Source organism: Azonexus sp. IMCC34839 (assembly GCF_047047955.1).
Taxonomy (GTDB): domain Bacteria; phylum Pseudomonadota; class Gammaproteobacteria; order Burkholderiales; family Rhodocyclaceae; genus Azonexus.
Map to the genome: position 1 here is coordinate 1,209,274 of NZ_CP150631.1, position 26,489 is coordinate 1,235,762.

Here is a 26,489-nt window from a genome sequence, read left to right on the forward strand (position 1 = left end):
TTCACAGGTCGTAATTGAGCTGCAACCAATAAGCCCGGCCATCAAGCAGCAGGGAGTCTTGCGAAACACCGCTGTCCGGACGCCAATCGAAAGGCGACACCACCTCGTGTTTGCGGTCGAACAGATTCCTGATGCTCAGGCTTGCAGAAAAGCCGAGCCATTTCCGCTCGCTGGAAAAGGTCAGATCGGTCAGGGCAAAGCCCCCCAACCGGCGCCGCTCCAGAGTCTCCCGCCCCCCGATGTAGCGGGTCTCGATGCCTGTCCGGACCTGATCACCGGGCAGCAGGAAGGTCAGATTCCCCTTGGCCAGCACCCAAGGCGAATTCACCAGATGCCGCCCCTCGGTATCGCGGGCGTTCTGGAAGGCGATGCTGCTGCGAAAACGCACGCCGTTATCCCAAATCCGTTCGATTTCTGCTTCGATACCACGCGTTTTGCTCGTTCCGGCTGCCACATAATCGCCAGCGTCATCGTCGTAGATCAACTGATGCGTTCGCCGGTATTGATACAGCGAGCCGGTGAAACGGAAGCCCTGAGAGAACTGGTGCTGCAGTACGAGTTCAGAGGCGGCGACATATTCCGGCTTTGCCGCACTGCCGTAGGTTGCGTAATCATCGGCATTGGGCATTCGAAATGCCTCGCTGTACGAGGCTTTCCAGGTTGTTTGAAAGCTTGGCCGGTAGATCAGCGCCAAGCGCGGACTCAGGTTACCCTTCAAATTGCTGGCATCGTCGTAGCGGGCCCCAAAATTCACTGACCACTGGTGGTTGAAACGATATTCGTCGGTCAGGTAGAAACTGGCGATGCGGCGAGAGTAGGCTTCCTGAAACTGGCTTTCCGTGGCCATGACGGGAGTCAGGTAACGCCACCGAAACTTCTGCTGATAGTCGCTTCTGAACTCGACACCCAGAACGATGGTTTGATCGTCAAAATGCCGGCTGATCAGTTTTTGGTCGACGCCCCACCATTTCGCCTTGAACGCCCGCTCGCCGTATTTCTGGTTATCCACGCTGTAATACTGGTAGGCATATTCCCGCCAGGCGGAATAATCATACGAGCCCAAATAGAATCTCGAAGCCGAACTGAGACGCAAGCTGAGATCCGTGTCGTAGGAAACGTTCAGGAAGGCATTCTCATCGCGTACGCGGAAAGGGGTGTTGAACGCGGCGTAGCTGCTGGGGTTGGTGGGCAACCGCTTGGCGCGATCGACATAAGCGCCTTCCACGGTAAGCCCTTCATGGGAAAACTTGCCGAAGACGCGTTTGTTGTGTTCGCCGTCCTGATGCTCGGCAACTCCGTTATTGGTTGAGGGTGTGTCGTAGGCCGGGAAATACCAGTTTCTGCCGCTGACATCGAGCGTGGACGCTGACAGCAAGACATCCGCCCCGTTATCCAGACGCTTGCCCAGGCTGACCCTCTGCTTCCGGCCACCGTGACTGGCGATCTCTCCCGACACTTGCATCGCATCGAAATCGCCCCCCTTGCGCGTAATGACGTTGATGATGCCCAGCATGGCGTTATTGCCATAGGTCGCCGAGCCGGTCCCGGGCACATACTCGACACGCTCGACCATCTCGAGATCGAGCAAGCCGGACTGATCAATATACGCCTGACTGAACAGGCTGTCCTGGGTCGCATAACCGTCAATCAACACCAGAATTCTGCCGGCGTAGTCACCGGGAATGCCGAAGCCCCGCCCACCCATGTATTCGTAACGATGGTCATAAGTGGTGTAGAGACCACGCATGCCATTGATCACGTCGGCCAGCGTACGGTAGCCGTAAGCACGGATATCCGCTGCGGTCACGATCGAGACTGCCGAGGGTGAATCGCTGACCTGACGCGCCAACTTGGAAGCCGGAACGACTTCGTTATCGACCAGTTGCTCCAATGGGATCAGCGTCGAGTCTGACTCATTTTCTGCAAACACTGACGTCGGAGCAGCGGCTGCGATCGCGAGAAGATATCGGAGGAAGAAACTGGAGACCTTCACTGGCATTGAAGCTTTCAGCAGGGGTGACAGAGAGTACAAACAGCAAAGCGAGACTCGCCTGATAATTTTAACACTTTGCACACAACTAGATGTCAATTTTGCCAAAGACCACTGATAAATTGTTTTCGCTCACCTCAGCACATACTTTTGCCCCAATGGGCACTGTTGTTTTCCTCAACAGCCTTCCCCGTTAAGATATCGCCCCGTCATGCTGACTGAATGAGGATTCCGGGGAAGACCATGCGTGTGCTGATCGTCGACGACAATGCTTCGATGCGCACCCTGCTGACCGCACTGTTGGCCAGCCAGGGATATGCCGTGGTCGGCGCATTGGAAGACGGCAATGGCGTGCTCGAAGCGGTCAACCGCCTGCAGCCGGAAATCGTCTGCCTCGACTACCAATTGCCGGGACGCAATGGCCTTGAAATTCTGGCCGAGATCAACGAAACCCATCCGGAAGTCGATGTGCTGTTCATGACCGGCTCGACGGAAGCCAGCATCGAGAACCGGGTGGCCGATGCCGGGGCGGCCGGTTTCCTGCGCAAGCCCTTCAGCCAGCAACAGGTGCTCAAGGAACTGCGCCAGGTCTGCGACACTCGCCGCCAGGCCCGCCGCGGCAACACGGAGCAAGACGCTGCTACCACCGAGCGCGGCACGGCCAACCGGCCAACCGTGGTGATTGCCGACGACAACAGTTCGATCCGCCTGTTGCTGCGCGGTCTGTTCTCCGAACTCGGCCTGCAGGTGGTGGCCCAGGCGACCAATGGCGAAGAAGCGGTGCGGGCCGCCGCCAAGCTGCAACCGCAATTGCTGTTCCTCGACGTCAACATGCCCATCATGTCCGGCCTGGAGGCCCTGCCCCATATCCGCGGCCATAGCCCGGAGACGCAGGTCGTGATGATCACTGGCGAAGTGTCCCGCCAGGTGTTCGCGCAGGCCACCGGGCTTGGCGCACGCGGCTACATCGTCAAATCGGTGCGACCGGCTTACGTCGAGAAGTTCATCAAGCAACTGTTGGCCGCCTGAGCGATAACTCGGCGCGCTATCGCTCATTTCCCCGATTGCTGCGGTGCACTCCCTATTTTGGGAAAAAACCGGCGCAACATTCCCGTGTTTTCCGGAAAACCGAGCTATATCAACCGATGTGTCGCGGGCTCGCTAGAGCCCTGGTTTCGACCTCGCTCGCCTCCGGTTGCCGAATCCTTCGGGGTTCGCCTTCACATCGTCGGCCAGTTCATTGGCATGTTCTCTGCTCTAGCGATGGACATCTTGGGAAAATGAGGCGCGCCATGATCGTTCAGTCCGCTACCGCACTATTTTCAGCCGTCGCCATGGCAGGTTCGGCCTTGGCCCGGCAACAGCAGACCGTGGAGCCGGCAAATACTGCCGAGAAAGTGAGCATTTCTCAGGCCGCACTCGATCTCTATGCAGCCCATACTTCCCAGGCCAAAGCGGCCCCATCTTCCGGTAGCGGCAGCAAGGCTGAGTTCGACACGGCCAAAGGCCCGATGGAAATCGACATCGAAGCCTATTTCACGCCTCCCACCGCGAAAGGCGTCGATATCGATTCCGTTCCGCTACTCATGCCGAGCCAGAAGAACATCGATGCGCTTTCCGGCTACATCTCCGGGCGCATGGCGGACTTTCTCGCGCAGAACGGCATCCCGACGCCACCTGCCAATATCACCTACGACAACAAGGGAGAAATCCAGCTACCGGCGGGCTACCCTTACGCTGCCCAATTCAAGCAGGCGCTGCAAGACAACCCGGTGATGGAACGAGCGCTGCGCACCACCTCAGCGCTGACCTCGCACCTGGTCGAAATGAACAAATCCCTCCCCTTCCAGGAGGAATACCGCGCAGCCCGCTCGCAAGCTGAAATCGAGGCAGTGATCGCGAAATATCAACACCTGTTCGCCAACAACCGCCACTACGACACCATCGCCCTCAATTTCACGAAGGATGGCGGGCTGAGCATCACCCACGACGGCAAGCCGCTCTCTCAAATTTGAGGCAATGAGCTCGCTGGCTGCCAAGGAGTTATTGGATGCAGCGGAGTTGTCGGAAAATTACTTGTCTTCAGGCGACGCGATGACATCGGCGTCGAATAAAGCGGCTATCCTCAAAGCCCAGGCAAGCTGAACAATCCCGCGGCGTATATCCACTGCTCACTGCTGCGGTGCACCGCCGATTCAGAGCAAAAACCCATTCTACCAAGGCCACGACATGTCTCTCGAATTCACCCTCCGCCCCGAAAAGCCAGCCGATAGTGCCGCGATCACCGAGGTCACCGTCGCTGCTTTCCGGACGCTCGACATCAGCAGCCACACCGAGCAACTGATCGTCGAGGCCTTGCGCGCCGCCGGGGCGCTCAGCGTGTCGCTGGTGGCGGAAGCCGACGGGCGGCTGATCGGGCATATCGCTTTTTCGCCGGTGAGCATTTCGGATGGCACGGCAGGGTGGTACGGGCTGGGGCCGGTGTCGGTACTGCCGGAATTTCAGCGGCGGGGCATCGGCAAGGCGCTGATCGAGGAAGGCCTGGCCCGCTTGAAGGCATTGGGCGCCAAGGGCTGTTGCCTGGTCGGCCACCCGGATTACTACCCGAAATTCGGTTTCACGAACACCGCCGACCTGACACTCGACGGCGTGCCGCCGGAAGCCTTTTTCGCCCTCGCCTTCGCCGGACGCATTCCGCAGGGCAAGGTGACGTTCCACCCGGCGTTCATGGCCGGTTTGTCGGAAGAAACGGCTGGCGCGGATTAAGGAACGACACTCCACAGTCCCAAAGAAGATTGAATGAGTTCGGCCGCCGCCTGTCCTAGCGGCTACGCCCACCGATGCCAAGGAGCCTGTCCATGACCGACCGTACCGTTCGCCTGCACCGCGTTCTCCGCTGCCCGCCGTCCAAGCTCTACCGCGCCTTCATTGAACCTCATGCCTTGGCCAAATGGCTTCCCCCGTATGGCTTTACCTGCACGGTTCACCATCTGGAGGCCAAGGTGGGCGGCACGTTCAGGATGTCCTTCCAGAATTTCTCGACCGGCAACGGGCATTCGTTTGGCGGCGAGTACCTCGAACTCGTCCCCAACGAGCGACTGCGTTACACGGACCAGTTCGACGACCCGGCGTTGCCGGGCACGATCGAGGTCAGCGTCGTGCTGACGCCGGTCGTGTGCGGAACGGAGCTGAGCATCACGCAATCCGGCATTCCCGAGGCGATCCCGCTGGAGATGTGCTATCTGGGCTGGCAGGAATCTTTGGCGCAACTGGCTTTGCTCGTCGAGCCAGACATCCCTGGCTGACTCTCCGGCTTGGGAAGGTAGTTTTGATGGTCACGCTCTGCTGTTGCGGCCGACTGATCAAACGCGAAATTCCCAAGCTTTCGCCGTCAGCCGACGGCTTATGACCCAGATCAACAGTACGTCAGATATTTTCTGAGTGCTGTCTTTTTACTGAATTTCCCCTGTGGCATAGTGAGCCAAAAATGTTGCGCTGCAACATATAAGAAATCACTAAATTAGGGGAATGCCATGTTCGATTTCTGGATTCAGTTTGCGCTTGTCCTGACCGCCATCCTGATCGGTATCCGCCGCGGCGGGGTGGCACTTGGCCTGATCGGTGGCCTGGGCGTCGCGGTATTGAGTTTCGGCTTCCGCGTCGCGCCGCAGGAGCCGCCGATCACGGTGATGCTGATCATCCTCGCCGTCGTCACTGCTTCAGCCACCCTACAGGTGGCCGGTGGGCTGGACTGGCTGGTGCAGCAGGCCGAACGCCTGATGCGCAAGCACCCGCAGCAGATCACCATCCTGGCGCCGCTGTCGACCTTCCTGCTCACCGTGTGCGTCGGCACCGGCCATGCCGTTTATTCGCTGCTGCCGGTAATTGCCGATGTGGCACTGAAAACGAAGATTCGTCCGGAACGGCCGATGGCCATATCCAGCGTCGCTTCGCAGATGGGCATCACGGCCAGCCCGGTCGCGGCAGCGGTAACGACTTTCCTGGCCATGACCGCCAAGACGGATGCACCGGTCACTCTGGCGCAAATCCTGATGGTGACGCTGCCCGCCGGCCTGATCGGCGTGCTGGCCGCAGCCCTCTGGAGCATGAAGCGCGGCCTCGACCTCGACAAGGATCCGGAATTCCAGGCACGCATGCAGGACCCGGATTTCCGCGCCACGGTCGAGATGTCGGTCACCACGCTGGACAAGACCTTGCCCAAGACCGCTCGCCTGTCGGTGGTGCTTTTCTTCACTGGCATCCTGACCATCGTCGCCCTCGCCCTCTACCCGAGCGTGCTACCGCTGGCCAAGGGCAAGCCGATCCCGATGACCACGGTCGTGCAACTGGTGATGCTCGCTTTCGGCGCCTTCATCCTGTTCGCGGCCGACATCAAGGCGGCCGCCATCGCCAAATCGGAAGTGTTCACCGCCGGCATGATCGCCGTGGTGTCGATTTTCGGGATCGCCTGGATGAGCGATACCTTCGTCAAGGCCAACGAGACCTTCCTGGTCGACAACATCAAGGCCATGGTCGAGTACGCGCCCTGGACCTTCGCCCTGGCCATGTTCGCCGTGTCGGCTTTCGTCAAGAGTCAGGCGGCGACGCTGACCATCATGCTGCCTTTCGGCCTGGCGCTCGGCCTCAGCCCGCAACTGCTGCTCGGCCTGATGCCCTCCTGCTACGCCTACTTCTTCTTCGCCTTCTATCCGAGCGACCTGGCCGCCATCAACATGGACCGCAGCGGCACGACGCGCATTGGCAAATACCTGCTCAACCACAGTTTCATGATTCCCGGCTGGATCGGCGTGATTACCTCCACCATCGTCGCCTATGGACTGGCGCAGGTTTACTTCTAAGCCGCCGATCCTACTGCTGCGGTGCACGGCCGATTTTGGCCAAAAACCGGGATGCTCCACCGCGCCAGTGACCCAATAAAAAAGCCGCCCGACGCATAGTGGGCGGCTTTTTTCCAGATAGCAGTTTGGCTCAGGCCCGCGCCACCTTGAACTGCGACATGGTCTGCTCCAGCTTGCCGGCGGCGAAGCCGGTCAGTTCAGCGCTGCGCACCGAGGCCAGCGTGGCTTCGCGCATGGCCTGCACGGCATTGGCGATGGAGCCGACGCGGTCGCCCGAGGCGTGCGTCGAACTGGCGATCTGGTTGATGGTGACGAACAGGCGTTCGACCACTTCCTCGATCTCGCGCTTGTCGGAAGCCGCCTCGGTGGCCAGGCGCAGGCCCTCTTCCATCTCGTTCATGCCGCTTTCCATGTTGCGCACGGCCTGCTCGGCCTGATGCTGCACGCCGTCGATCATGTCGCTGATGCTGGCGGTGGCCTTGCGCGTGCGCTCGGCCAGCTTGCGCACTTCGTCGGCCACCACCGCAAAGCCGCGCCCGGATTCGCCGGCCCGTGCCGCTTCGATGGCGGCATTGAGCGCCAGCAGGTTGGTCTGCTCGGCGATCTCGTTGATCAGCGTGACGATCTGGCCGATATCGAGCGTCTTCTGCTCCAACTGGCGGATGGTGTCGGCCGACAAACCGACCGATTCGCGGATGCGCTGGCTGCGCTCGCCGATCAGCGAAAACTGGGCGCGCGCCTCTTCGCTGACCCGCTGCACGACGTCGCGCATGGCCTGGGTGTTGCCGGTAGCGGCGTCAATTTCGCCCAGCTGCGAGCGGATGGCTTCGAGGATTTCGGCCACCGAGTGCTGCATGCTGACCGACACCTGGCCGGCATGCAGGTTCTTGTGCTGCAGCGTGCGGTTGGTTTCGCTGATTTCGTTGGAGGTATTCGCCACCAGATGGATCACCTGCTCCAGGTTGTCAATGAAGCTGTTGGTCCACTGCGCCAGCACGGTCGCCTCGTCAATGCGGTCGCTCGCCCGCGGCAAGCGCTGCGACAGGTTGCCGCCGCCTTCGGCCGTCGTGCGCAGGATGCGCGTGGCCTCGCGCAGGCGCTCGCTCAGGGGCTGGCTGCCGAATTGCTGGAAGACGAAGGCGCCGAGCAGATGCACCAGCGCGCCGCCGAAGAAAGCCCATTCCATCGACACACCCAGCCCTTCGGCGGCGGCGATGGCGCCGCCCCAGGAAACGGTGCTGAGCAGGAGGTAGAGCTTTTGCAGGCGGTAGGAAATGCTGCGGTAGCGATAGACCTCCTCCAGATCGGCCTCGCACATCATGCCCCAGGTGTCGGGCGAGCCGGGCAGCTGGAAGGTGATGCCCTTGCCGATGACCGGAATGTGGCGGTAGTCGGAATAGCCGGGATAGGTGACGAAGAGGTTTTCGCCATGGCGGATGGTTTCGCGCACGCCGGGGTGCAGCTGGCCGGTGGCCGGATCGTTGAAAATCAGCTCCAGCTCGGTGTGTTCCTTGACCCGGACGACGCCGAAGTCGGTACGCACGCCGTCCTTCAGGTTGTCGCCATGGGTGAAGGTGGCATCCTCGAAGCGCGAGCGCGATAGCGCGGTACCCTGGCGAATGCTCGGGTCGAAGGCCGACTTGACCATGAACAGGTAGTTGTCGCCTGACTCGTGGAAGATATGTCCGGCCTCGCGCTGGATCAGGTCACCCAGCACATCGTTCGGCACGCGGCCGCAAACCAGGCCGACGACCGCGCCATCGACCGTGATCGGCTGGTAGAACATCAGCGTCACGGCATCGTGAAAGCGCGACGACGACGGCGGCAGGCTGCGCGTCACCGGGTCGCGATACGGACCGTGCAGGAAGCGCCCCTTGAGGCCGGCCGCCACGGCTGGTGCACTCGGCATGGCGCTGCCTTCACGGCTGGTGTGGCTGGAGCGCAGCACGCGGCCATCGGGCGCAACGATGCAGAGCTCGGAGAAATCGGTGGCCCGCTCCATGACATGCAGCAGCTGTTCGCGCCCGGTCTGTGGCCAATTGCCGGCCAGCTCGCGGGCCAGGCCATCGAGATAGGTCCATTGCTGCTCGGCCCAGTTGATCAGGATACGGACGCGGGTCTGGGCGAAGGATTCGAAAGTCTGTTCGATTGCGTGGTAACGATTGACGTTGCGTGAGGTCGCCCAGCGCATCGCCAACTTGCCCGTCTTGCCAAACCAGGGAAGCCAGTGTTTTTCACCGGCCGACAGGGCCATCTTGCTGCTCTTCAACATCTGCAAACCAACTCCATAACGAGAAGGCCTGCCTAAGCGCAACTTCCGTGCCGACGCACCACAAGCGATCAGCGCAAGCGCATTTCGACAATCGAATCAGTGAGATGCACCGATTAAATGCACGGTTCATAGACACACTGTGTCTAATAATTCACCATCAAGGTGCATTTGCACCATCAGCGTGCGTGAATCAAGAACAGCAACGCCGGTCAGCCAATTGCGCACCACGAGCGTTACTCGTCTATCCACGCGATTGCCAGCTGAGGCAAGGACAACTAAATTGGAAGGAATCGCCACTCGGCCGGTTTCGCCAGAAAGGACGCCCATGAAACCCCTGTTCGCCCTGCTGCTCACCGCTTTGTGCACCAGTACCGCCCTTGCCGATGTTTACAAATGCCGCAATGCCGACGGTAGCGTCGAGATTTCCAACTCGCCCTGTGCCGGCGGCGCCAGTACCTTGAAGAGCCGTCCGGACGAAAAAGTATCGGAAGCCGACCGCCAGCGCGCCGAAAAGGATGTGGAAAAGATGCGCGACTACGTCGATAAACGCGAGGCCGTACAGCGTAGCGAGGCAGCGGCCGAGCGCGAAGCCGCTGCCCGACAGGCAAAAAACGCCCAGTCCCAGCCCAGCCCGCGCATCTACGGCTCGGCCGACGAATGCCTGCGCGATGTCGCGCAGATGGGCCTGGAAGCAAACCAACGCTCGCAAATGGAAGCCGATTGTCGGCGCATCGGCTCAAGCTCGGGCGTTTCCGGGCCCTATCCGGTCTACACCACGCCTTACGGCTACCCACCCCGCCATTACCACCCGCCGGTGCAGACTCACCCCCAACCCAAGCCGAAACCGGAGCCACCGGCTCCGACGGTCGCTTTTCCGCCGATCAAGAAATAAGGCTTGAGCACCGCTCCCGTGCGATCACGGGAAGCGGCATTGGCGCCCACCACTCACGCCAGGCGCCGGGGTATAGCGACGACTCAGGTCGCTTCGTGCTGCGCGCCGTCCTGGCTCTGGCTGGCCAGCAGCAATTCGGTATCGTCACCCAGCGCATCGAAGAAAGCCTGTACGGCCTTCGGCTCGCCGCTGGCGGCAAAGGTGGTGTGGCCGCAATCGCACTGACCGACCCAGATCGATTCCAGCCCACGTAGGCCCTTGGTGCTGACCGGGTTGATCTTGGTCACTTCGGCCTGGCAGCTGTTGCAGATCAGCTTTTCCGGGCGCTTCGCCTCGATGCGCGCCATCGCCTGTGCCACACGTTCTTCCTGCGTGCCGCGTCGTTTTGCCTGTCCCATATCCGCCCCTGAAAGCCTGAAAAAGGCGCGAGCATAGCGGCAGCTTGCCGGGCTGTCGACGGCAGGCCTTCTGTGGCAAACTGGCGTGATGCAATCTGCATTGGAAAACCAAGAATGAGAACAGCCCCCTTCGCCGCCGTCACCGGCCTTTTGTTTGCCACGCTAACCGCCAGCGCCGCCACCATCCAGAACTTCCAGCCGCAAGGCAAGGTGGCCGACCAGACGCGCGCCACCGTGCGGTTCAGCGCCGACATGGTCAAGCTGGGCGAGCCGAATGCGCCGGCGCCGTTCGACGTGGAGTGCAACCAGATTGCCGGCGAAGGCCGCTGGGTCGATGCACGCACCTGGGCCTGGCAGCTGAGCCGCCCGCTGCTGCCAGGCGAGCGCTGCATTTTTGCCCTAAAACCCGGGTACACCGCAGCAGGCGGCGAAACGGTCAGTGGCAAGAGCCGTTTCGAGTTCTATGGCGCGCCGCCGCGCCCCTGGCGCATCGTGCCCAGCCCGAATAGCGGCGTCGAAGAAGACCAGGCCTTCGTCATCAACGGCGGCGGCAAGCTGGATGCTAAATCGCTGGAAAACAACCTGTGGTGCGAGGCCGATGGCGTCGGTCAGCGCCTGCCTGCCCGCCCAGTGTCGGACGCCGTGCGCCGCGAGGTGCTGGAACACGTCGGCAACATGGGCACTGCCCCGCTGGTCGTCACCTGTAGCGAACGCCTGCCCGCCGGCAACCGCATGAAGCTGGTCTGGGGCAAGGGCATTCTCGCCGCCAACGGCACGCCGACCGAGAAGGAAGAGAGCTTCATCTACAAAGTGCGCGAGCCGTTCAAGGCCACGCTCAATTGCGAGCGCGAGAAGGCCGGCGCGCCCTGCTCGCCGCTCTCCGGGCTGTCGCTCAATTTCAACGCGCCGTTCGATGCCAAGCTGATCGGCCAGTTCAAGCTGGTGACGCCGGAAGGCACGCGCAAGCCGACCGACCCGAACAAGGACAATGCCAACAAGGAATCGACTTTCCGTTCGGTCGTTTTCCCCGGCCCGCTGCCGCAGAATGCCGACCTCACGCTCGAACTGCCCAGCGGCCTGAAGGATGACGCCGGACGCCCGCTGGCCAACGCCGCCAGCTTCCCGCTCAAGACGCGCACCGGCGGCCTGCCGCCGCTCGCCAAGTTCCCCGGCAATTTCGGCATCGTCGAGTTGAAGGAAGGCGGCCTGCTGCCGGTGACCCTGCGCAATGTCGAAGCGTCGCTGAAAACCGCCCGCCTCGCCCTGCCCGGCAGCCACCGCTTCAGCGAGCAACGGCTGACCGAAGACGCCGACGTGATCGCCGCCATGCGCGCCCTGGAAAAATTCGAGCAGCAGACGCGTCAGGTGAAGATGAAAATCGACGGCGAGCTGCGCGAATTCCACGATCCGTTCTATGCCCGCGAGCTGTCCTTCCTGAACGGCCGCAACGGCGTGTCACGCCAGGAACTACCCAAGCCGGGCGGCAGCAACGAATTCGAGGTGGTCGGCATTCCACTCAAGCAGCCGGGCTACCACATCGTCGAAATCGAGAGCCAGTTGCTCGGCAACGCGCTGCTCGCCACGCCCAAGCCGATGTATGTGCGCGCCGCAGCGCTGGTCACCAACCTGGCGGTGCATCTGAAAACCGGGCGCGACAACGCGCTGGTCTGGGTCACGGCACTCGACAGCGGCAAGCCGGTAGCCGGGGCCGACGTGCGCATTTCCGGCTGCGACGGCCAATCACTGTGGCAAGGCAAAACCGACAACCTGGGCCGGGCGCAGGTTGACCAGGCCATCAGCGCACGCTCCTGCCGTGACGCCCATTTTCTCTTCGCCAGCGCACGACTCGATGGCGACTACAGCTTTGTCCGCTCTGACTGGAACGAAGGCATCGAGCCCTGGCGCTTCGGTGTGGAAACCTGGGGTGAGCGTGGTGATTTCAAGATTCACAGCATTCTCGACCGCACGCTGTTCCGCCCTGGCCAACTGGTGTCGATGAAGCATCTGGCGCGCAGCCGCGACAGCAAGGGCTTCGCCCTGCCCGACGTCGCCACGCTGCCGACCAAGCTGGTCATCCGCCACAGCGAAAGCGGCACCGAATACAGCCAGCCGCTGAGCTGGGATGCGCAGGCATCTGCAGTGAACAGCTGGAAAGTGCCGGATTCCGCCAAGCTCGGCACCTACGAAGTGGTGCTCAGCGGCGGCAAGCGCGGCGAGCAGTACAGCGGCGAGTTCCGCGTTGCCGATTTCCGCCTGCCGGTGTTTACCGGCAGCGTGCAGGGCGTGCCGGCCCGTCAGGTCGCGCCGGGCAAGGTGCCGCTTGCGCTCGGCCTCTCCTTCCTCAACGGCGGCGCGGCGAAGAACGCCGAAGTGCAGGTGTCGGCCACGCTGCGCCCGCGTTGGCCGATCTACAAGAACTACGAGGCCTACAACTTCCATATCGATTTCGACAACGCCACCCTCGCCGCCTTCAAGGTCGAGGCCAACCGCGAAGAAGAAACGCTGATCCTCGACCGCCAGGCGGTGACGCTGGACAAGGCCGGCGCCGGCAAGCTGGACGTCGTGCTGCCCGCCAAGCCCAAGGGGCCGAGCGAGGTCTACGCCGAAATGAGCTTCGCCGACCCGAACGGCGAAATCCAGACCCTGCGCGGCCGCGTCGAACTGTGGCCGGCCGCCATCACCGTTGGCATCAAGGTGGCCGACTGGGCCAGCGGCAACGGCAAGAACCGCATCGAAGTTGTCGCCCTTGACACCAACGGCAAGCCCATCGCCGGCCAGGCGGTAAGCGTCAAGGCCAAGCGCCGCATCGACTACAGCCACCGCCGGCGCATCGTCGGCGGCTTCTACGCCTACGAGAACCAGCAGGAATACCAGGAGATCGGCGAAGTGTGCAACGGCACGACCGACAGCCGCGGCCTGCTGCTGTGCGAGCCCAAGTCCGGCGATCCCGGCTCGATCTATCTGCTGGCCGAGGCGCGCGACGGGCAAGGCAATATCGCCCGCTCCAGCACCAGCTACTGGATCAGCGGCGGCGGCGATTTGTGGTTCACCGCCGGCAACCAGGATCGCATCGACGTCATTCCGGAGAAGAAAACCTACGCGCCGGGCGAAACCGCGCGTTTCCAGGTGCGTACGCCTTTCCGCGAGGCGACGGCGCTGGTTTCGGTCGAAGCCGGCGGCATCATCGACACCTTCGTCCAGCCGCTGTCGCGCTTCAAGCCGACCGTCGAAGTTCCGGTCAAGGCCGAATGGGGGCCGAATGTCTTCGTCTCGGTGCTGGCCGTGCGCGGCCGGGTCGAGCCGCTCAAGTGGTATTCGTTCTTCCAGTGGGGCTGGCGCGAGCCGCTGACCTGGTTCAAGGAATGGTGGAACCCCGAGCAGCCGACGGCCATGGTCGATCTGGCCAAGCCGGCCTACCGCCTCGGCCTCGGCGAGATCGCCGTCGGCACCGACGGCTTCAAGCTCAAGGTCGACATCAGCACGGACAAGACCGACTACCGGCCGCGTGAAGAAGCCACTGTGAAGATCCGCGTCACCACGCCGGACGGCAAGCCCGCGCCGGCCGGCAGCGAAGTGGCGTTTGCGGCGGTCGATCAGGCCCTGCTCGAACTGCGCCCGAACGACAGCTGGAACCTGCTCGATGCCCTGCTGCAAAAACGCGCCTATCTGGTCGAAACGGCCACCGCGCAATCGCAGGTGATCGGCAAGCGCCACTTCGGCAAAAAAGCCCTGCCACCGGGCGGCGGCGGCGGTCGCGCCCCGGCGCGCGAACTGTTCGACACCCTGCTCAGCTGGCAGCCACGGGTCAAACTCGACGGCAACGGCAACGCCACGGTCAAGGTGACGATGAACGACTCGCTGACCGAATTCCGCCTGGTCGGCGTCGCCACCGTTGGCGCCGGCCTGTTCGGCACCGGCGGCAGCAGCGTGCGCACCAAGCAGGATCTGCAGATCATCTCCGGCCTGCCACCGCTGGTGCGCGAGGGCGACAGCTTCAAGGCCATGCTGACGCTGCGCAATGGCACGGCACGCAAGATAACGGTTGCGGTGCACGGCAAAAACGGGGCAATTTCCCTGGCCGAAAAGAAGGTCACGCTCGAACCCGAAGGCGCTGCCGAATTGAGTTGGGAAGCCAAGACCGGCGAGGAGATCACCAGCCAGCAGTGGGAATTCACCGCCCGCGAGGAAGGCGGCAACGCGCAGGATGCGCTCAAGATCACGCAGCAGGTCGCCCCCGCCGTGCCGGTCACCGTGCAGCAGGCCAACTTCACGCGCATCGAAGGCAAGTACGAGGTCGGCGCCACCCAGCCGGCCGGCTCGCTGCCCGGCAAGGGCGGGCTGGAAGTCAGCCTGTCGCCCAAGCTGGCCGTCGTGCCGCCGGGGCTGCGCCGCTTCTTCGAGAACTATCCGTTCTCGTGCCTGGAGCAGAAGACCTCCATCGCCGTCGGCCTCAACGACGCCAAGCGCTGGCAGGCCATCGCCGACAGCCTACCCGGCCAGCTCGACAATAACGGCCTGGCCACCTACTTCCCCGGCACGCCGGGCAGCGCGACGCTGACCGCCTACCTGCTCGACCTCGCCACGCTGGCCGGCTTCACCGTTCCCGAAGACAGCAAGCAGCGCATGTTGCAGGGCCTGACCGCCTACGCCGAAGGCCGCATCAAGACCGGCGAATGGTCGCCCGGCACGCTCGGCGACCCGCTGCTGCATCGCCGCCTGAACGTACTGCAGGCGATGACCCGGCAAGGCTTGAAGCCGACGCGCACGGTCGCGGCGCTCGACATCGACCCGCTGCGCCTGCCGACCGGCGCGCTGATCGACTGGTATCTGGTCGTGCAGCGCGTCACCGACCTGCCGCAACGCGACAAGAAGCTGGCCGAGGCGCAGCAGGAACTGCGCAACCGCCTCTCCTACGCCGGCAGCCGCCTGGCCTTCACCACCGAGCGCGAGGATTACTGGTGGTGGATGATGCTCAACGCCGACGCCAACGCCTTCCGGCTGATCGAAGCCATGCTCGACAACCCCGGCTGGAAGGACGATCTGCCACGCCTCGTGCAAGGTGCGATGGAACGCCAGGTGCGCGGCCGCTGGCTGACAACCACCGCGAACGCCTGGGCACGCGTGACACTCGACCGCTTTGCGCAGAAATTCGAGCGCGATCCGGTTGCCGGCAAGACGGTCGCCACCCTGGCCAAGGCCAGCGGCGAGATCGACTGGAGCAAGACCGTCGACGAGCCCCGCCCACCCATCGCCCTGCCCTGGCCGGCCACGCCCGGAAAGGACGACAAGCTGGCCATCGCCCATCAGGGCAGCGGCAAGCCGTGGGCCACGGTGCAGGTGCTGGCCGCCATTCCGGACGGCCCGCCGCGTGCCATGGGCTATCGCGTCAGCCGCCAGGTGACGCCGCTACAGGAAAAGGTGGCCGGCAAGGTGAGTCGCGGCGACCTATGGCGCATCAAACTGACCGTGGAGGCCGACAACGAGATGACCTGGGTGGCGCTCAGCGATCCGATCCCGGCCGGGGCGCGCATCCTGGGCGACGGCGACGGTCGCGACTCCTCCATCGGCCGACTCGATGAAAATCGCAATCAGGCCGGCATGTGGCCGACCTATGTCGAGCGCAGTTTCAGCGCCTTCCGCGCCTACTACGCCTGGCTGCCCAAGGGCAGATTCACGGTCGAATACACCGTGCGCCTGAACAACGCAGGCAGCTTTGCCCTGCCACCGACGCGGGTCGAGGCGATGTATGCGCCGGACGTGTTTGGTGAGGTGCCGAACAAGCGGGTCGAAATTAGCGACTGAACACCAATCGATCGCCCACCGGCTGTCGTGGTTTCACGCCACGGCAGCCGGCTTCAAATGACGTAGTCGTCCTCTCGCACCATGGCGCTTGGAACGTAGGTCTGCAACCAGGCGACGAACTCGTCGGCCGGCAGGGGTTTGGCGAAGTAATAGCCTTGGGCCTGGCTACAGCCCATTTCGTGCAACAGCTTCAGTTCCTCCATCCCTTCCACGCCCTCGGCAACCACCTGCAGGCCCAAACTGGCGCCCAGCGCGACCACCGAGCGGGCAATGGCACGATCGGTGGAGTCGCGGGAAATGTCGCGCACGAAGGAGGCGTCGATCTTTAATTTATCGAGCGGAAAGCGCTTCAGATAGGATAGGCTGGAATAACCCGTCCCAAAATCGTCGATGGCGAGCATGAAGCCCTCACGCTTCAGATCGACCAGCACGCGCGCCACCTGTTCCGGATCACGCATCACGATGCTTTCGGTCAGTTCGAGTTCGACACTGCCCGGCGTTACGTCGTACTCCCGCATGATGCTACGCGCCTGCGCGACGAAACCGGGGCTCTGGAACTGGACAGCGGAGATGTTGACAGCCACCTGCACCAGTCCGACCCCACCCGCCAACCATGCCTGCTGTTGTCGACAAGCCTCGCGTAGGACCCACTCCCCGATCGGCAGGATCAGGCCTGTATCCTCAGCCAGCGGAATGAATTCCAGCGGTGAGACGAATCCCCCATCTGGCCGGCGCCAACGGATCAGGGCCTCGACACCGACACAACGCCCGGTCGCGACCTCTACCTTGGGCTGGTAGGCGAGCAGGAATTCGCCATTCTCGATGGCACGGCGCAATCCGCTTTCCACGTTGAGTCGCCGCTCCGCCCGCTCGTTCATGTCCGCCGAGTAGAACTGGTAGTTGTTACGGCCTCTTTCCTTCGCGTGATACATCGCCGCGTCGGCATTCTTGATCAGGACGGCAGGATCGGCCCCATCGTCCGGCCCGATACTGATGCCGATACTGGGCGTCACCCTCAGCTCGTAACCCTCGATACGAATCGGCTCGGCAACTGCCTTCAGAATGCTATCGGCAACCATCGCAGCGTCGTCCGCCGAGCGCAACCTGGCCAGGACAATGACGAACTCATCGCCACCGAAGCGCGATACGGTATCGGTTTCGCGGACGCAATGTCTCAGGCGAGCAGCCACGCTCTTCAGCAAACCGTCACCGATATTGTGACCGAGCGAATCGTTCACATTCTTGAAGCGATCGAGGTCCATGAACAACACGGCCAGCTTTCCCGCCTCCCGCTGCATGCTGGAAATCGACTGCGTCAGGCGGTCCTGCAGCAAGGCGCGGTTGGGCAGCAGCGTCAGCGCATCGTGATGGGCCAGGAACTGGATTTGCGCCAGGGTAGCCTTGTGTTCGCTCACATCGGAAAAGATGGCAATGAAGTTGGCGATCTGGTCCTGTTCGTCGCGTACCGCCGTGATGGCCAGCCATTTAGGATAGATACGGCCATTCTTGGCGCGATCCCAGACCTCGCCTTGCCAATGTCCTGTAGTGGTCAGCGACTGCCACATGTTCAGGTAGAAATCGCGATCATGCTGGCCGGACTGCAGGATGCGCGGTGTCTGGCCGATCGCTTCCTCGGCGGAGTAACCCGTCACCGTGGTGAAAGCCGGGTTGACAGCCAGAATGCGCTCTTGCGGATCGGTGACGATGATCGCTTCGCGGCTTTCGGCGATGACCCGGTTCCAGATGCGCAGGCGCTCCTCGCGCTCACGTATGCCGTTGGCCATCTCACGCAATGCCAGCGCCAGTTCGTTGAACTCCCCCTGGCCCGGCGGCATGGCCTGAACCAACTCATAACGCCCTTCCCGGATGTGCACGACCCGGCCAATCAGATTACGTACCGGCTCGCTGATCCAGCGCTCGGCAATATGGACTCCCAGCGGCAAAACGATCAAAGCCGCCAGCACAAGCACCCCGAGAATAACCAGCAGGGTCTGACGAATCTGTCGGGCGACCAGTTCCTGATCGGCCGACAGCACGAAATAGGCATTGCCGCCGCCGGTCAGCGACAGGGCATAGGCCCTGGAAAAACGGGATTCCGACTCATGCCAACCGGCATCGTCCGGAATGACCGGTGCGAACAGTTGTGGCGCCTTGGCCAACATATTCGGATCATCCAGGCCGGCACTCTGCCCCAGTGCCAGCCCCTTGCCGAGTACCAAACCGACCTCGAGGGCCGTGTTCTGCGAAGAGCCCGCGATAAAGCTTTCGCCGAGAATCTGAGACACGACAACGCTGCCCACCGTCCGCACGATATCGCCGCGCGCGATGCGTACTACCGGAATGCCGAATTCGATGTGCAGGCCAAATTCGGAAGCCCGCGTCCGCTGGTAGCGGTCCTCGTAGCCTTGCTGCTTGACCAGATCCTCGATGCGCGCGGGCAGATTATCGGTATGCCAGTTCCCACCGTCCCCCGTCAGGTAGACCGGTTGGCCCAACTCATAAGAAACGATGCCCTCGATCACCGTCCCGTTGTCGGCACTGACCGCATAAGCCGCCAACGAACCCGCACTGTCGAAAATTGCCAGTGCAACGTCCGTGGTACCCATCAACTGGCGGGCTGCATCACGCGCCAGGCGCCGCTTTTCCGGATCGAAGACGAGGGGCTGGTATTCTCCCTGCGTGGCGTAGCCCGAAAGCATGTTGAGCGAAGAGATGACCGTCGCGTCGGCTGCCATGCCATGGGCAACACGCTCGCTTTTCTGGCTGAGTTGCTCGATCTGGTTGCGCAAGGTGTTATATCCGACCACCAGATGGCTACGGCTGGCATCCTGATGCACATAACGCACCCCCAGGCTGAGCAGGATACCGGCCAGCGTGAGCGCAAGCAGTATGCTTAGCAGCAGCAGGGCCTGAAGCTTGGATTTGACGCTCTTCATCTTCAGAAAATCGGCAGCAGTGAGCGCGCCTCGCCCTGCGTCACCAAGCGGCTTGCCACCACCCTGCGGCGTGGCACCTTGTTGCCACGCAAGATGGCGAGGCTGACCTCGACTGCCTCCTCGGCACATAGCGGGTATACGAAGCTGGCGGTCTGCTCTCCCTCGAGTATGGCCTTGCGCGCCTCCGCAATGTAATCGATGCCGATAATGGTCTTGGAAGCCGGGGGAATGCCTGCCTTGATCAATGCGAGCCTTGCCCCTGAAGCCATGCTGTCGGACTGGGCAAAGAGGCCGTCGAAATGCAGGCCGCTACTGAGCATTTCCTCCATGGCGCGAATTGCATCGCCGCGCAGATAGTTGCCGACCTTGGTCGCCACCAACCGGATTCCCGGATGCTTGCGCAATCCCCGGCGAAAGCCCTCGCCGCGGGCGATGGCAGTGCTTGCCGTGGGAACTCCCTCCAGCATCATCACTGCACCTTTACCACGCAAACGCTTGGCCATGAATTCGGCGGCCAGCTCGCCGATATGCTCGTCATCCGGCCCGACCAGGCAAGTGTATCCCTCCCCCTCGATGCGCCGAGTTAGCAGCACGACTGGAATACCGCGCCGATGAGCGTCGGTGATGACCGGCGTCATGGCCTTGGCGTCACGTGGCGCCACGATCAACAGATCAACCTTGCGCGCCACGAACTCTTCGATGTCGGCAATCTGCTTCGCGGTTTGCCCATCGGCATCGGAAAAAACGAAATTGACGCTGGGGATGCGCGAGAATCGTTCCGCCAACTGCCTGACCTGGGCTGCGCGAAAATCATTGCTCAAGGTATCCTGGGCAAAGCCAACGAGGTATTGGCGCTCGCCTTGCCGGGCGAAGACGCCAGGAGCTACGGCCAACGCCAACAGGGCTTGCAGGTATTGCCGCCTTCCTAGCTTCATCCTCCACCGCCTATTTCACTGCTATTGTTCTATTCTGGGCGCTTTGAACGCGCACGATTTGTTAAATCATACTTCCGACAGTTCTGAAGCAAAAGGCATTTTTGCCAACAGAAACACATAGCCGGGCAATCGACATAAAATCTCCTGGCTCCTAAAGCCGCCAGGAATAGCCGCCTTGACCGCCCTAACTCCCGCTACCCAATCTCCCTCCGTCCGCCTCTTCCACGCCAGCCTGGTCTGGCCGCTGCAATTGACGCCGCTCACCCGCGACATCAGCGAAGGCCGCCATTGGGAGGTTTTCGAGGCCTTGACCAAGGATTCGGCCTGGCGTCTGATCGACGATGAGTTTACCGAAGACCCGACGCAGTTCGAGGAACGCCACTACCGCGAATTCGTCTCCTTCCTGCCCTACGTGCAGCGTTTTCTCTATGGCGAAGGGCGTTCGCGCAACTCGTCGGCCGACGATCCGCCAGGCAACTCGCCGATGCACGTCTTCCGGCGCAAGGACATCGCCAAGCTTCGCCTGACCCTGCGCCGCGACCAGGCGCCAATCGAGCTGCACGTCGTGCATCTCGACCTGTATTTCTTCCACGATCTCGACCTGATCCAGCTCAACCTGGAAATCCGCAGCAACGACCTGCCACTCGACACCGTGCGCGAAATTCTCTTCCGCTTCGGCCGCGCCTACCCGTCGGGCTGGGAGGAAACCGGCGAAGGCCTGCACAACGCCTATCTGGCGGAGTGGCTGGATGCCGACGGTCGGGTGATCGCGCAATCCGACACGCGTAAGCGCGAGAAATACCTGGGCTACGTGTGCACCCACCGCAGCCCCTGCATCTCCGAGCACTGGGCCTGTCTGCTGCGCCCACTGGTACTGGCGCACTCCGACGAGCCGGGCGACCTGCGCTACCGGCTGATCGAATACCAGCGCATGCCGGTCATGAGCTTCATTGCAGTCGACAACCCGCGCCAGCTGAGCCGCGAACAATGGGTCCGCCTCGGCCTGGCAACCACGCTGCATCCCGACGAAGCCCTGCCGATCAACGAGCCGATGGTGCTCGAATTCGAGCAGCGCTATTGCCAGGACCGTTTCTGGACCGACAGCGCAGCCGGTCCCAATACCCGCTTCATGTGTACCGGCAACGCCTTCACCGTGGTCGGCGACGCCGCCGCCCCCTTCTTCCTCGACAGTGAGCGCGGTGTGCTGGCGCAGTTCCGCCACCAGTATTTCCTCGTCTTCCTGATCGCCCACCTGCACCGCGCCTCGCTGCTGATCTTTTCCGAAATCCTGGTCGATGCGGTCAACGACCTCGATATCCGCAACGACGCCTCGGTCCGCCGCTTCAAGCGCCGCATCCGGTCAAATTTCGAGACCTTCCTCCGCTTCACGCACCGCTACTGGTTCCACGAACTGTCCGAGCGCCCGCACGTCCAGGCCATGTACCGCCTGTGCGCCAACCACCTGCGCAACGATGCGCTGTACGACGACGTGCGCGACGAGATTCGCGAGATGAGCCACTACCTCGACAGCGACTCGCAGCGCCGGCAATCGAACACCGTGGTCCGCCTCACCGTGATCACCATCCTCGGCCTGATCGCCACCGTCACCACCGGCTACTTCGGCATGAACATCATCCCGTTCGGCGAAGGTCCGGTCTGGCAACGTGCGGTGCATGGGCTGGTCGCCTGTGGTGTCTTCATCGGTCTCGTCCTGTTTGCCGTCGCCCGCTCCAAGCGCCTGTCCGATTTCCTCGAAGCCTTGTCCGACGAGCGCGTCACGCTGGGCGGCAAGTTCCGCGCCTTGTGGGGCGTGGTCGGCCGTCAGCAGCGCTGATCCGGACAAACCGTTAGAATGACGCCGCGGTGCGCCACGCGCATCGCCCACCTGAATACAGCCAGCCGGCCGTAGTCACCCGACGCCCTGACCGCAAACGGTCAGCCCGCCATCGTTTTCGAGGCCCTGCCATGCCCCAGGTTCTATGCCCCTACACCGACCTCGCCGCCGGCGAAGCCATCGTCGACGCCACCAAGACCTGGCTGGAACGCGCCGTCATCGGCCTCAATCTCTGCCCCTTCGCCAAAAGCGTCTTCGTCAAGAAGCAGGTGCGCTACGCCCTGACCGCAGCGGCCGATGCCGACAGCCTGCTCGCCGAGCTGGAACACGAACTCACCCTGCTCGCCGAAACCGATCCGGAACAGCTCGACACCACGCTGCTGATCCACCCGCTGGCGATGACCGATTTCCTCGACTATCACTTCTTCCTCGGCGAAGTCGATGCGCTGATCCGCAACCTCGGCTACGACGGCATCTTCCAGATCGCCAGCCTGCACCCGCAATACGAATTCGCCGGCAGCGAACCCGACGACATCGCCAACTACACCAACCGCTCACCCTACCCGACCCTGCACCTGCTGCGCGAAAGCAGCATCGACCGCGCCGTCGCCGCCTTCCCCGACGCCGCCGACATCTTCGAACGCAATATCGAAACCATGGAACGGCTTGGCCACGAAGGCTGGAAAAAACTCTGGCTGAGCTAAGCCGATCAACGACTGCTGCGGTGCACTGCCCATTTCGGGCAAAAATCGGGGCCCTCTCTCCCGCCCCGGATGCCAACTGGGCAAGCCGGCTCGATTTATGACATCATTGTAGCCCTCGGTCATCAATGCCCTTGCCGTCAGCCTCTGGTAGCGCAAGGCGGGAAAAACACTCAGGGAGAACATGCAGATGGAAGCGATCCGTTCGCTGATTGCGAATGTCGAAAAAGTCATCGTCGGCAAACGCCCGGTCATCGAAATGGCCGTCGTCTCACTGCTTTGCCGCGGCCACGTACTGCTCGAAGACGTGCCGGGCACCGGCAAGACCATGCTGGCCCGAGCCCTGTCGCGCTCGCTGGCGGTCGACATGAAACGCCTGCAATGCACACCCGACCTGCTGCCCTCTGACATCACCGGCGTCCCCATCTTCAACCAGAAGACGACCGATTTCGACTTCCGCCCCGGCCCGGTATTCACCCACATCCTGCTCGCCGACGAAATCAACCGCGCCACGCCGCGTGCCCAGTCCGCCCTGCTCGAATGCATGGAGGAATTCCGCGTCAGCATCGATGGCACGACCTACGACCTGCCCAAGGTCTTCATGGTGCTGGCCACGCAGAACCCGATCGACATGGCCGGCACGCACCCGCTGCCGGAAGCCCAGCTCGACCGCTTCTTCGTTCGCCTGCACGTCGGCTACCCGAGCCTGGAAGAAGAAGTACGCATCCTGTCGGCGCAGGCCCTGGCCCACCCGATCGACTCGCTGGCGCCGGTTGCCGGCGAAGCCGACATCCTCGCCGCGCGCGATGCGGTCAAGGCCGTGCATGTGCATGCCGACGTCGCCAGATACATGGCGCAGATCAGCGCCGCCACCCGCCAGCACGCCGACCTGCGCCTTGGCGCCAGCCCGCGCGGCACGCTGGCGCTGGCCCGCGGCGCCCAGGGCATGGCCTACCTGCGCGGCCAGAGTTTCGTCACGCCCGACATCGTCAAGGCCATCGCTCCTGCCATCCTGGAGCACCGCCTGATCGTCCGCCCGCAGGCTGCCGCTGCCGGCCAGACGGCAGGCGCCATCCTGAAGGAAATCCTCGACACCCTGCCGCCGCCGGTCTGAGCCATGGATATCCTGCGCAGCCTCGGTCAGCGCAAGCTGCTGATCCTGATCAGCCTGACCGTCGTCGCCTATCTCGCTGCGATCAACCGGGCGCAGGCTTTTGTCTGGGTCATCCCGGCGCTGCTGCTGGCCGTCCTGATCACCGGCATCAGCTGGCCGCGCTGGCTGGTAAGGCGCCTCGCCGTCAGCCGCATTGGGCCGAGCCGGGCCGAGGAAGGCCAGAGCATCGTCTTCCGGATCGAGGTGCAGAACCAGGGCTGGCTGCCGCGTTTCATGGTCGAACTGGTCGACCGCCTGCCCAGCTTTGACAACCCGGCCATCGCCGACGGCATGTCCGAACGTACCCTGGGCATGCTGGCCTACCTGCCGGGCGGACGCAGCCGCCAGTTCGACATTCCGGTGCTGTGCGAAAAGCGCGGCCATTACCGCATCGGGCCGATCGGCCTCGCCTCCAGCTTCCCGCTCGGCCTGACCGAAGCCCGCCAGCAGCGCGGCGACGGCATCCAGACGCTGACCGTCTATCCCGAACTTTTCCCCATCCTCGCCCTGCCGCTGCGCGGCGCGCCCAGCCAGATTCACCGCGGTGGCTATTTGCTGCCCGAAGGCGCCGGTGCCGCAGAATTTTCCGGTCTGCGCGAATATCGCCGCGGCGACAACCCGCGCCACATCCACTGGCCGACCACAGCCCGCCTGAACGAGCTGATGGTGCGCGAATACGAGCCGCTGGCCTCGGCCTGCGTCTACATCCTGCTCGACCAAGCCACCTGGTCGAATGCCGGCCACGGCCGCGATTCGACCTTCGAGTACGCCGTCAAGATCGCCGCCTCGATCGCGCGCAGCACCTGCAACCAGAACATCCGCACCCGCCTGGCCGGCAGCGGCGCCCATCCCCTGCACATTCCGCCGGGCAACAGCCCGGCCCACTTCCAGACCATCCTCGACACGCTGGCCGTCGTCGACTGCGACGGCAAGACGCTCTACGCCGCGATGATCGACAGCGTTACCGCCGATTGCCTGCGTGGCGAAACGGCCATCGTCTTCATCAGCGAGCCGGCCGCTTACCTGACCGACACGCTGCGCGCCATCGCCGCCCTGCGCGCCCGCCAGGTGCATATTCTGGCCGTCGTCTTCGACCGCAGCAGTTTCGACCCGCAGGCCAGCAACGCCAAACACGCCGCGACCGTCGGCGCCCTGCTCGAACTCGGCGCCGACTGCATCGAAGTCCGCTGCGGCGACAAACTCGTCCAGCTATTCAATCCATGAGCCCCGGCCTCACCTACACCCCGGCCTACCTCGGCCTCTTCGCCTCGCTGCTGCTGGCGATGGCCTGCAATGTCTTTCTCGACATCCAGTACGGCAGCTTCACCTTCGAGATGGTGTTCTGGGGGATATTCCTTGGCTGGACACTGCTGATCGGCTGGCGCCAGCAGGGCGAAGCCAGCGACGCCGGGCGCCATAAGCAGAAGATCGTGCTGTTCATCGCGATTATCCTGTCGCTGCTCTTCTTCATCCCGAAATGGGGCTTCCCACGGGCCGGCGTCTATATGCTCTTCGCCCTGCAGGCGGCGCAGAACTGCATCACCACCAGTCGCCGCCAGCTGCATTTCGGCCTGCTCGTCTCGGCCGTCGGCGTCATGTTCGCCGCCTCGCACTTTCGCGCCGACTGGACCATGCTGTTCTATCTGGTGCCCTATATCGTCGCGGTGGTATTCGCGCTGGTCGCCGAACAGATCAGTCGGCGCGCCGACGACATCGCCCGTTCCGGTCTGGCGCTATCGACCGGCGCCGGCCAGGGCCTGGCCATCGTGTCGGCCACCGCCATCATCCTCGTGCTGGCCGGCATCCTCTATTTGGCGACCCCGCAGATCAGCTGGCCCTATCTCGAATGGCGCTACGGCCAACCGACCAATCTCGGTTTCCTGCACGACGATGCCAGCGGCAATGGCAGTGGCGGCGGTTCTGGCGGTAATTCCGCGGGCGGTTCGGCGGGCAACGGACAAACGGGTCAGGGCGGTCAGGCTCAGGGAGAAGGCAACAGTGGCCAATCCTATTCGACCTCACCAACGCGTGGCTGGCCAACACCATCCGAAATGCGCGAAGCGGCCCGCCGCCCCGGCATGCCGCAATGGCAGGCCGATGCCATCATGCAGATGGCCGATCTCGATGAAGCCATCGGCGAGATGCTGGCGCCGATCAAGCAGCAACTGGAGAACCTGCTCAACAAGGCAAAAGCCTGGATGCAAACCCACCGGGACGAGCTACTCGCTGCCCTGATGGCTCTGATCATGATCATCCTGCTGCTGATCATCGCCTATATCCTGCGCGAGGCCCGCGCTGCCACCTGGCTGCGCACGCGCTACGATTACCTGACACTGGTGTTGCTGCGCCGGCACGACCCAGGAGGCCGTGGCGCCCGCCAGATTTACCGCGCCATGGAACGACTGTTCATCCTGCTCGATCACCCGCGTGCGCCCGCTGCTAACACACGAGAATTCCTGCGCGAAGCGACCTACTACCGCGAGCAACTGCTTCCCGAAGCCAGCGAACTGACCCGGCTCTTCGAGGAATATCGCTATGGGCCGGAGCATGCCGACGCGGCCCGGTTGGAACGTATGCTTGCGCTCTACCGCGCCTTGTACGCCAAGGCCGCCTGAGGCCTGCCGCACAGCATGGCAAGTGCCCACACCGAGGCACAACCGCCGACCGATGTCAGGCTAGCGTGAGCAAGGATGCCAATGGCCGCCCGGAACTTTCAG

The 26,489-nt window shown here is 62.8% G+C and carries 18 protein-coding genes; 12 read left to right on the forward strand and 6 right to left on the reverse strand.

The features are described from left to right. Position 1 precedes the first annotated feature (1 nt). A complete protein-coding gene (locus tag WIF35_RS06070) occupies positions 2-1,999 on the reverse strand; it encodes a TonB-dependent receptor plug domain-containing protein (RefSeq protein ID WP_412480667.1) in 1,998 nt (665 codons plus the stop codon). Positions 2,000-2,212: 213 nt separating this feature from the next. On the opposite strand from WIF35_RS06070, the gene WIF35_RS06075 reads away from it, so the two are divergent. The 5 genes from WIF35_RS06075 to WIF35_RS06095 all read left to right on the forward strand — a co-directional run bounded on the left by WIF35_RS06075 (position 2,213) and on the right by WIF35_RS06095 (position 6,849). Further along, on the forward strand, positions 2,213-3,019 hold the full coding sequence (locus WIF35_RS06075) for a response regulator (protein WP_412480668.1): 807 nt from the start codon (positions 2,213-2,215) through the stop codon (positions 3,017-3,019). 263 nt (positions 3,020-3,282) lie between these two features. After that, complete coding sequence (locus tag WIF35_RS06080) at positions 3,283-4,005, forward strand: hypothetical protein (protein WP_412480669.1); 723 nt, start codon at positions 3,283-3,285, stop codon at positions 4,003-4,005. Between the two features lie 214 nt (positions 4,006-4,219). Then, the gene (locus WIF35_RS06085) at positions 4,220-4,756 is read left to right on the forward strand and encodes a GNAT family N-acetyltransferase (protein WP_412480670.1); all 537 of its coding nucleotides are present in this window, start codon (positions 4,220-4,222) and stop codon (positions 4,754-4,756) included. 92 nt (positions 4,757-4,848) lie between these two features. After that, complete coding sequence (locus tag WIF35_RS06090) at positions 4,849-5,295, forward strand: SRPBCC family protein (protein ID WP_412480671.1); 447 nt, start codon at positions 4,849-4,851, stop codon at positions 5,293-5,295. A gap of 228 nt (positions 5,296-5,523) precedes the next feature. Then, on the forward strand, positions 5,524-6,849 hold the full coding sequence (locus WIF35_RS06095; protein WP_412480672.1) for an anaerobic C4-dicarboxylate transporter: 1,326 nt from the start codon (positions 5,524-5,526) through the stop codon (positions 6,847-6,849). A gap of 130 nt (positions 6,850-6,979) precedes the next feature. Here the strand turns inward: WIF35_RS06095 and WIF35_RS06100 are convergent, their stop codons facing one another. Both WIF35_RS06100 and WIF35_RS06105 read right to left on the reverse strand, forming a co-directional pair. Beyond that, positions 6,980-9,121: a methyl-accepting chemotaxis protein gene (locus WIF35_RS06100; RefSeq protein WP_412480673.1), complete on the reverse strand. Its 2,142-nt coding sequence runs from the start codon at positions 9,119-9,121 to the stop codon at positions 6,980-6,982. 126 nt (positions 9,122-9,247) lie between these two features. Next, entirely contained in the window at positions 9,248-9,448 is a 201-nt protein-coding gene (locus WIF35_RS06105; RefSeq protein ID WP_412480674.1) for a hypothetical protein, read from the reverse strand. On the opposite strand from WIF35_RS06105, the gene WIF35_RS06110 reads away from it, so the two are divergent. Further along, on the forward strand, positions 9,447-10,013 hold the full coding sequence (locus WIF35_RS06110; RefSeq protein WP_412480675.1) for a DUF4124 domain-containing protein: 567 nt from the start codon (positions 9,447-9,449) through the stop codon (positions 10,011-10,013). The two genes, WIF35_RS06105 and WIF35_RS06110, sit on opposite strands and share 2 nt — an antisense overlap. Positions 10,014-10,096: 83 nt before the next feature. Here the strand turns inward: WIF35_RS06110 and WIF35_RS06115 are convergent, their stop codons facing one another. Further along, positions 10,097-10,411 carry a hypothetical protein gene (locus tag WIF35_RS06115; protein ID WP_412480676.1) on the reverse strand — a complete coding sequence of 105 codons (315 nt, stop codon included), beginning with the start codon at positions 10,409-10,411 and terminating at the stop codon, positions 10,097-10,099. A gap of 114 nt (positions 10,412-10,525) precedes the next feature. Here WIF35_RS06115 and WIF35_RS06120 point away from each other — a divergent pair, with 114 nt between their 5' ends. After that, on the forward strand, positions 10,526-16,213 hold the full coding sequence (locus tag WIF35_RS06120; RefSeq protein ID WP_412480677.1) for an alpha-2-macroglobulin family protein: 5,688 nt from the start codon (positions 10,526-10,528) through the stop codon (positions 16,211-16,213). 53 nt (positions 16,214-16,266) lie between these two features. Here the strand turns inward: WIF35_RS06120 and WIF35_RS06125 are convergent, their stop codons facing one another. Then, positions 16,267-19,149 carry a putative bifunctional diguanylate cyclase/phosphodiesterase gene (locus WIF35_RS06125; RefSeq protein ID WP_412480678.1) on the reverse strand — a complete coding sequence of 961 codons (2,883 nt, stop codon included), beginning with the start codon at positions 19,147-19,149 and terminating at the stop codon, positions 16,267-16,269. A 2-nt stretch (positions 19,150-19,151) separates the two neighbouring features. Beyond that, complete coding sequence (locus WIF35_RS06130; protein ID WP_412480679.1) at positions 19,152-20,084, reverse strand: substrate-binding domain-containing protein; 933 nt, start codon at positions 20,082-20,084, stop codon at positions 19,152-19,154. Positions 20,085-20,259: 175 nt separating this feature from the next. Here WIF35_RS06130 and WIF35_RS06135 point away from each other — a divergent pair, with 175 nt between their 5' ends. From WIF35_RS06135 to WIF35_RS06155, 5 genes are all read left to right on the forward strand, one after another. Then, positions 20,260-21,918: a CorA family divalent cation transporter gene (locus tag WIF35_RS06135; RefSeq protein ID WP_412480680.1), complete on the forward strand. Its 1,659-nt coding sequence runs from the start codon at positions 20,260-20,262 to the stop codon at positions 21,916-21,918. A 131-nt stretch (positions 21,919-22,049) separates the two neighbouring features. After that, entirely contained in the window at positions 22,050-22,622 is a 573-nt protein-coding gene (locus WIF35_RS06140) for a DUF1415 domain-containing protein (protein WP_412480681.1), read from the forward strand. 187 nt (positions 22,623-22,809) lie between these two features. Continuing rightward, a complete protein-coding gene (locus WIF35_RS06145) occupies positions 22,810-23,733 on the forward strand; it encodes an AAA family ATPase (RefSeq protein ID WP_412480682.1) in 924 nt (307 codons plus the stop codon). A 3-nt stretch (positions 23,734-23,736) separates the two neighbouring features. Next, positions 23,737-24,996: a DUF58 domain-containing protein gene (locus WIF35_RS06150; RefSeq protein ID WP_412480683.1), complete on the forward strand. Its 1,260-nt coding sequence runs from the start codon at positions 23,737-23,739 to the stop codon at positions 24,994-24,996. Beyond that, positions 24,993-26,387, forward strand: a complete 1,395-nt coding sequence (locus WIF35_RS06155; protein ID WP_412480684.1) for a DUF4129 domain-containing protein — start codon at positions 24,993-24,995, stop codon at positions 26,385-26,387. The genes WIF35_RS06150 and WIF35_RS06155 overlap by 4 nt, the downstream gene beginning before the upstream one ends. The last annotated feature ends 102 nt before the right edge of the window (positions 26,388-26,489 follow it).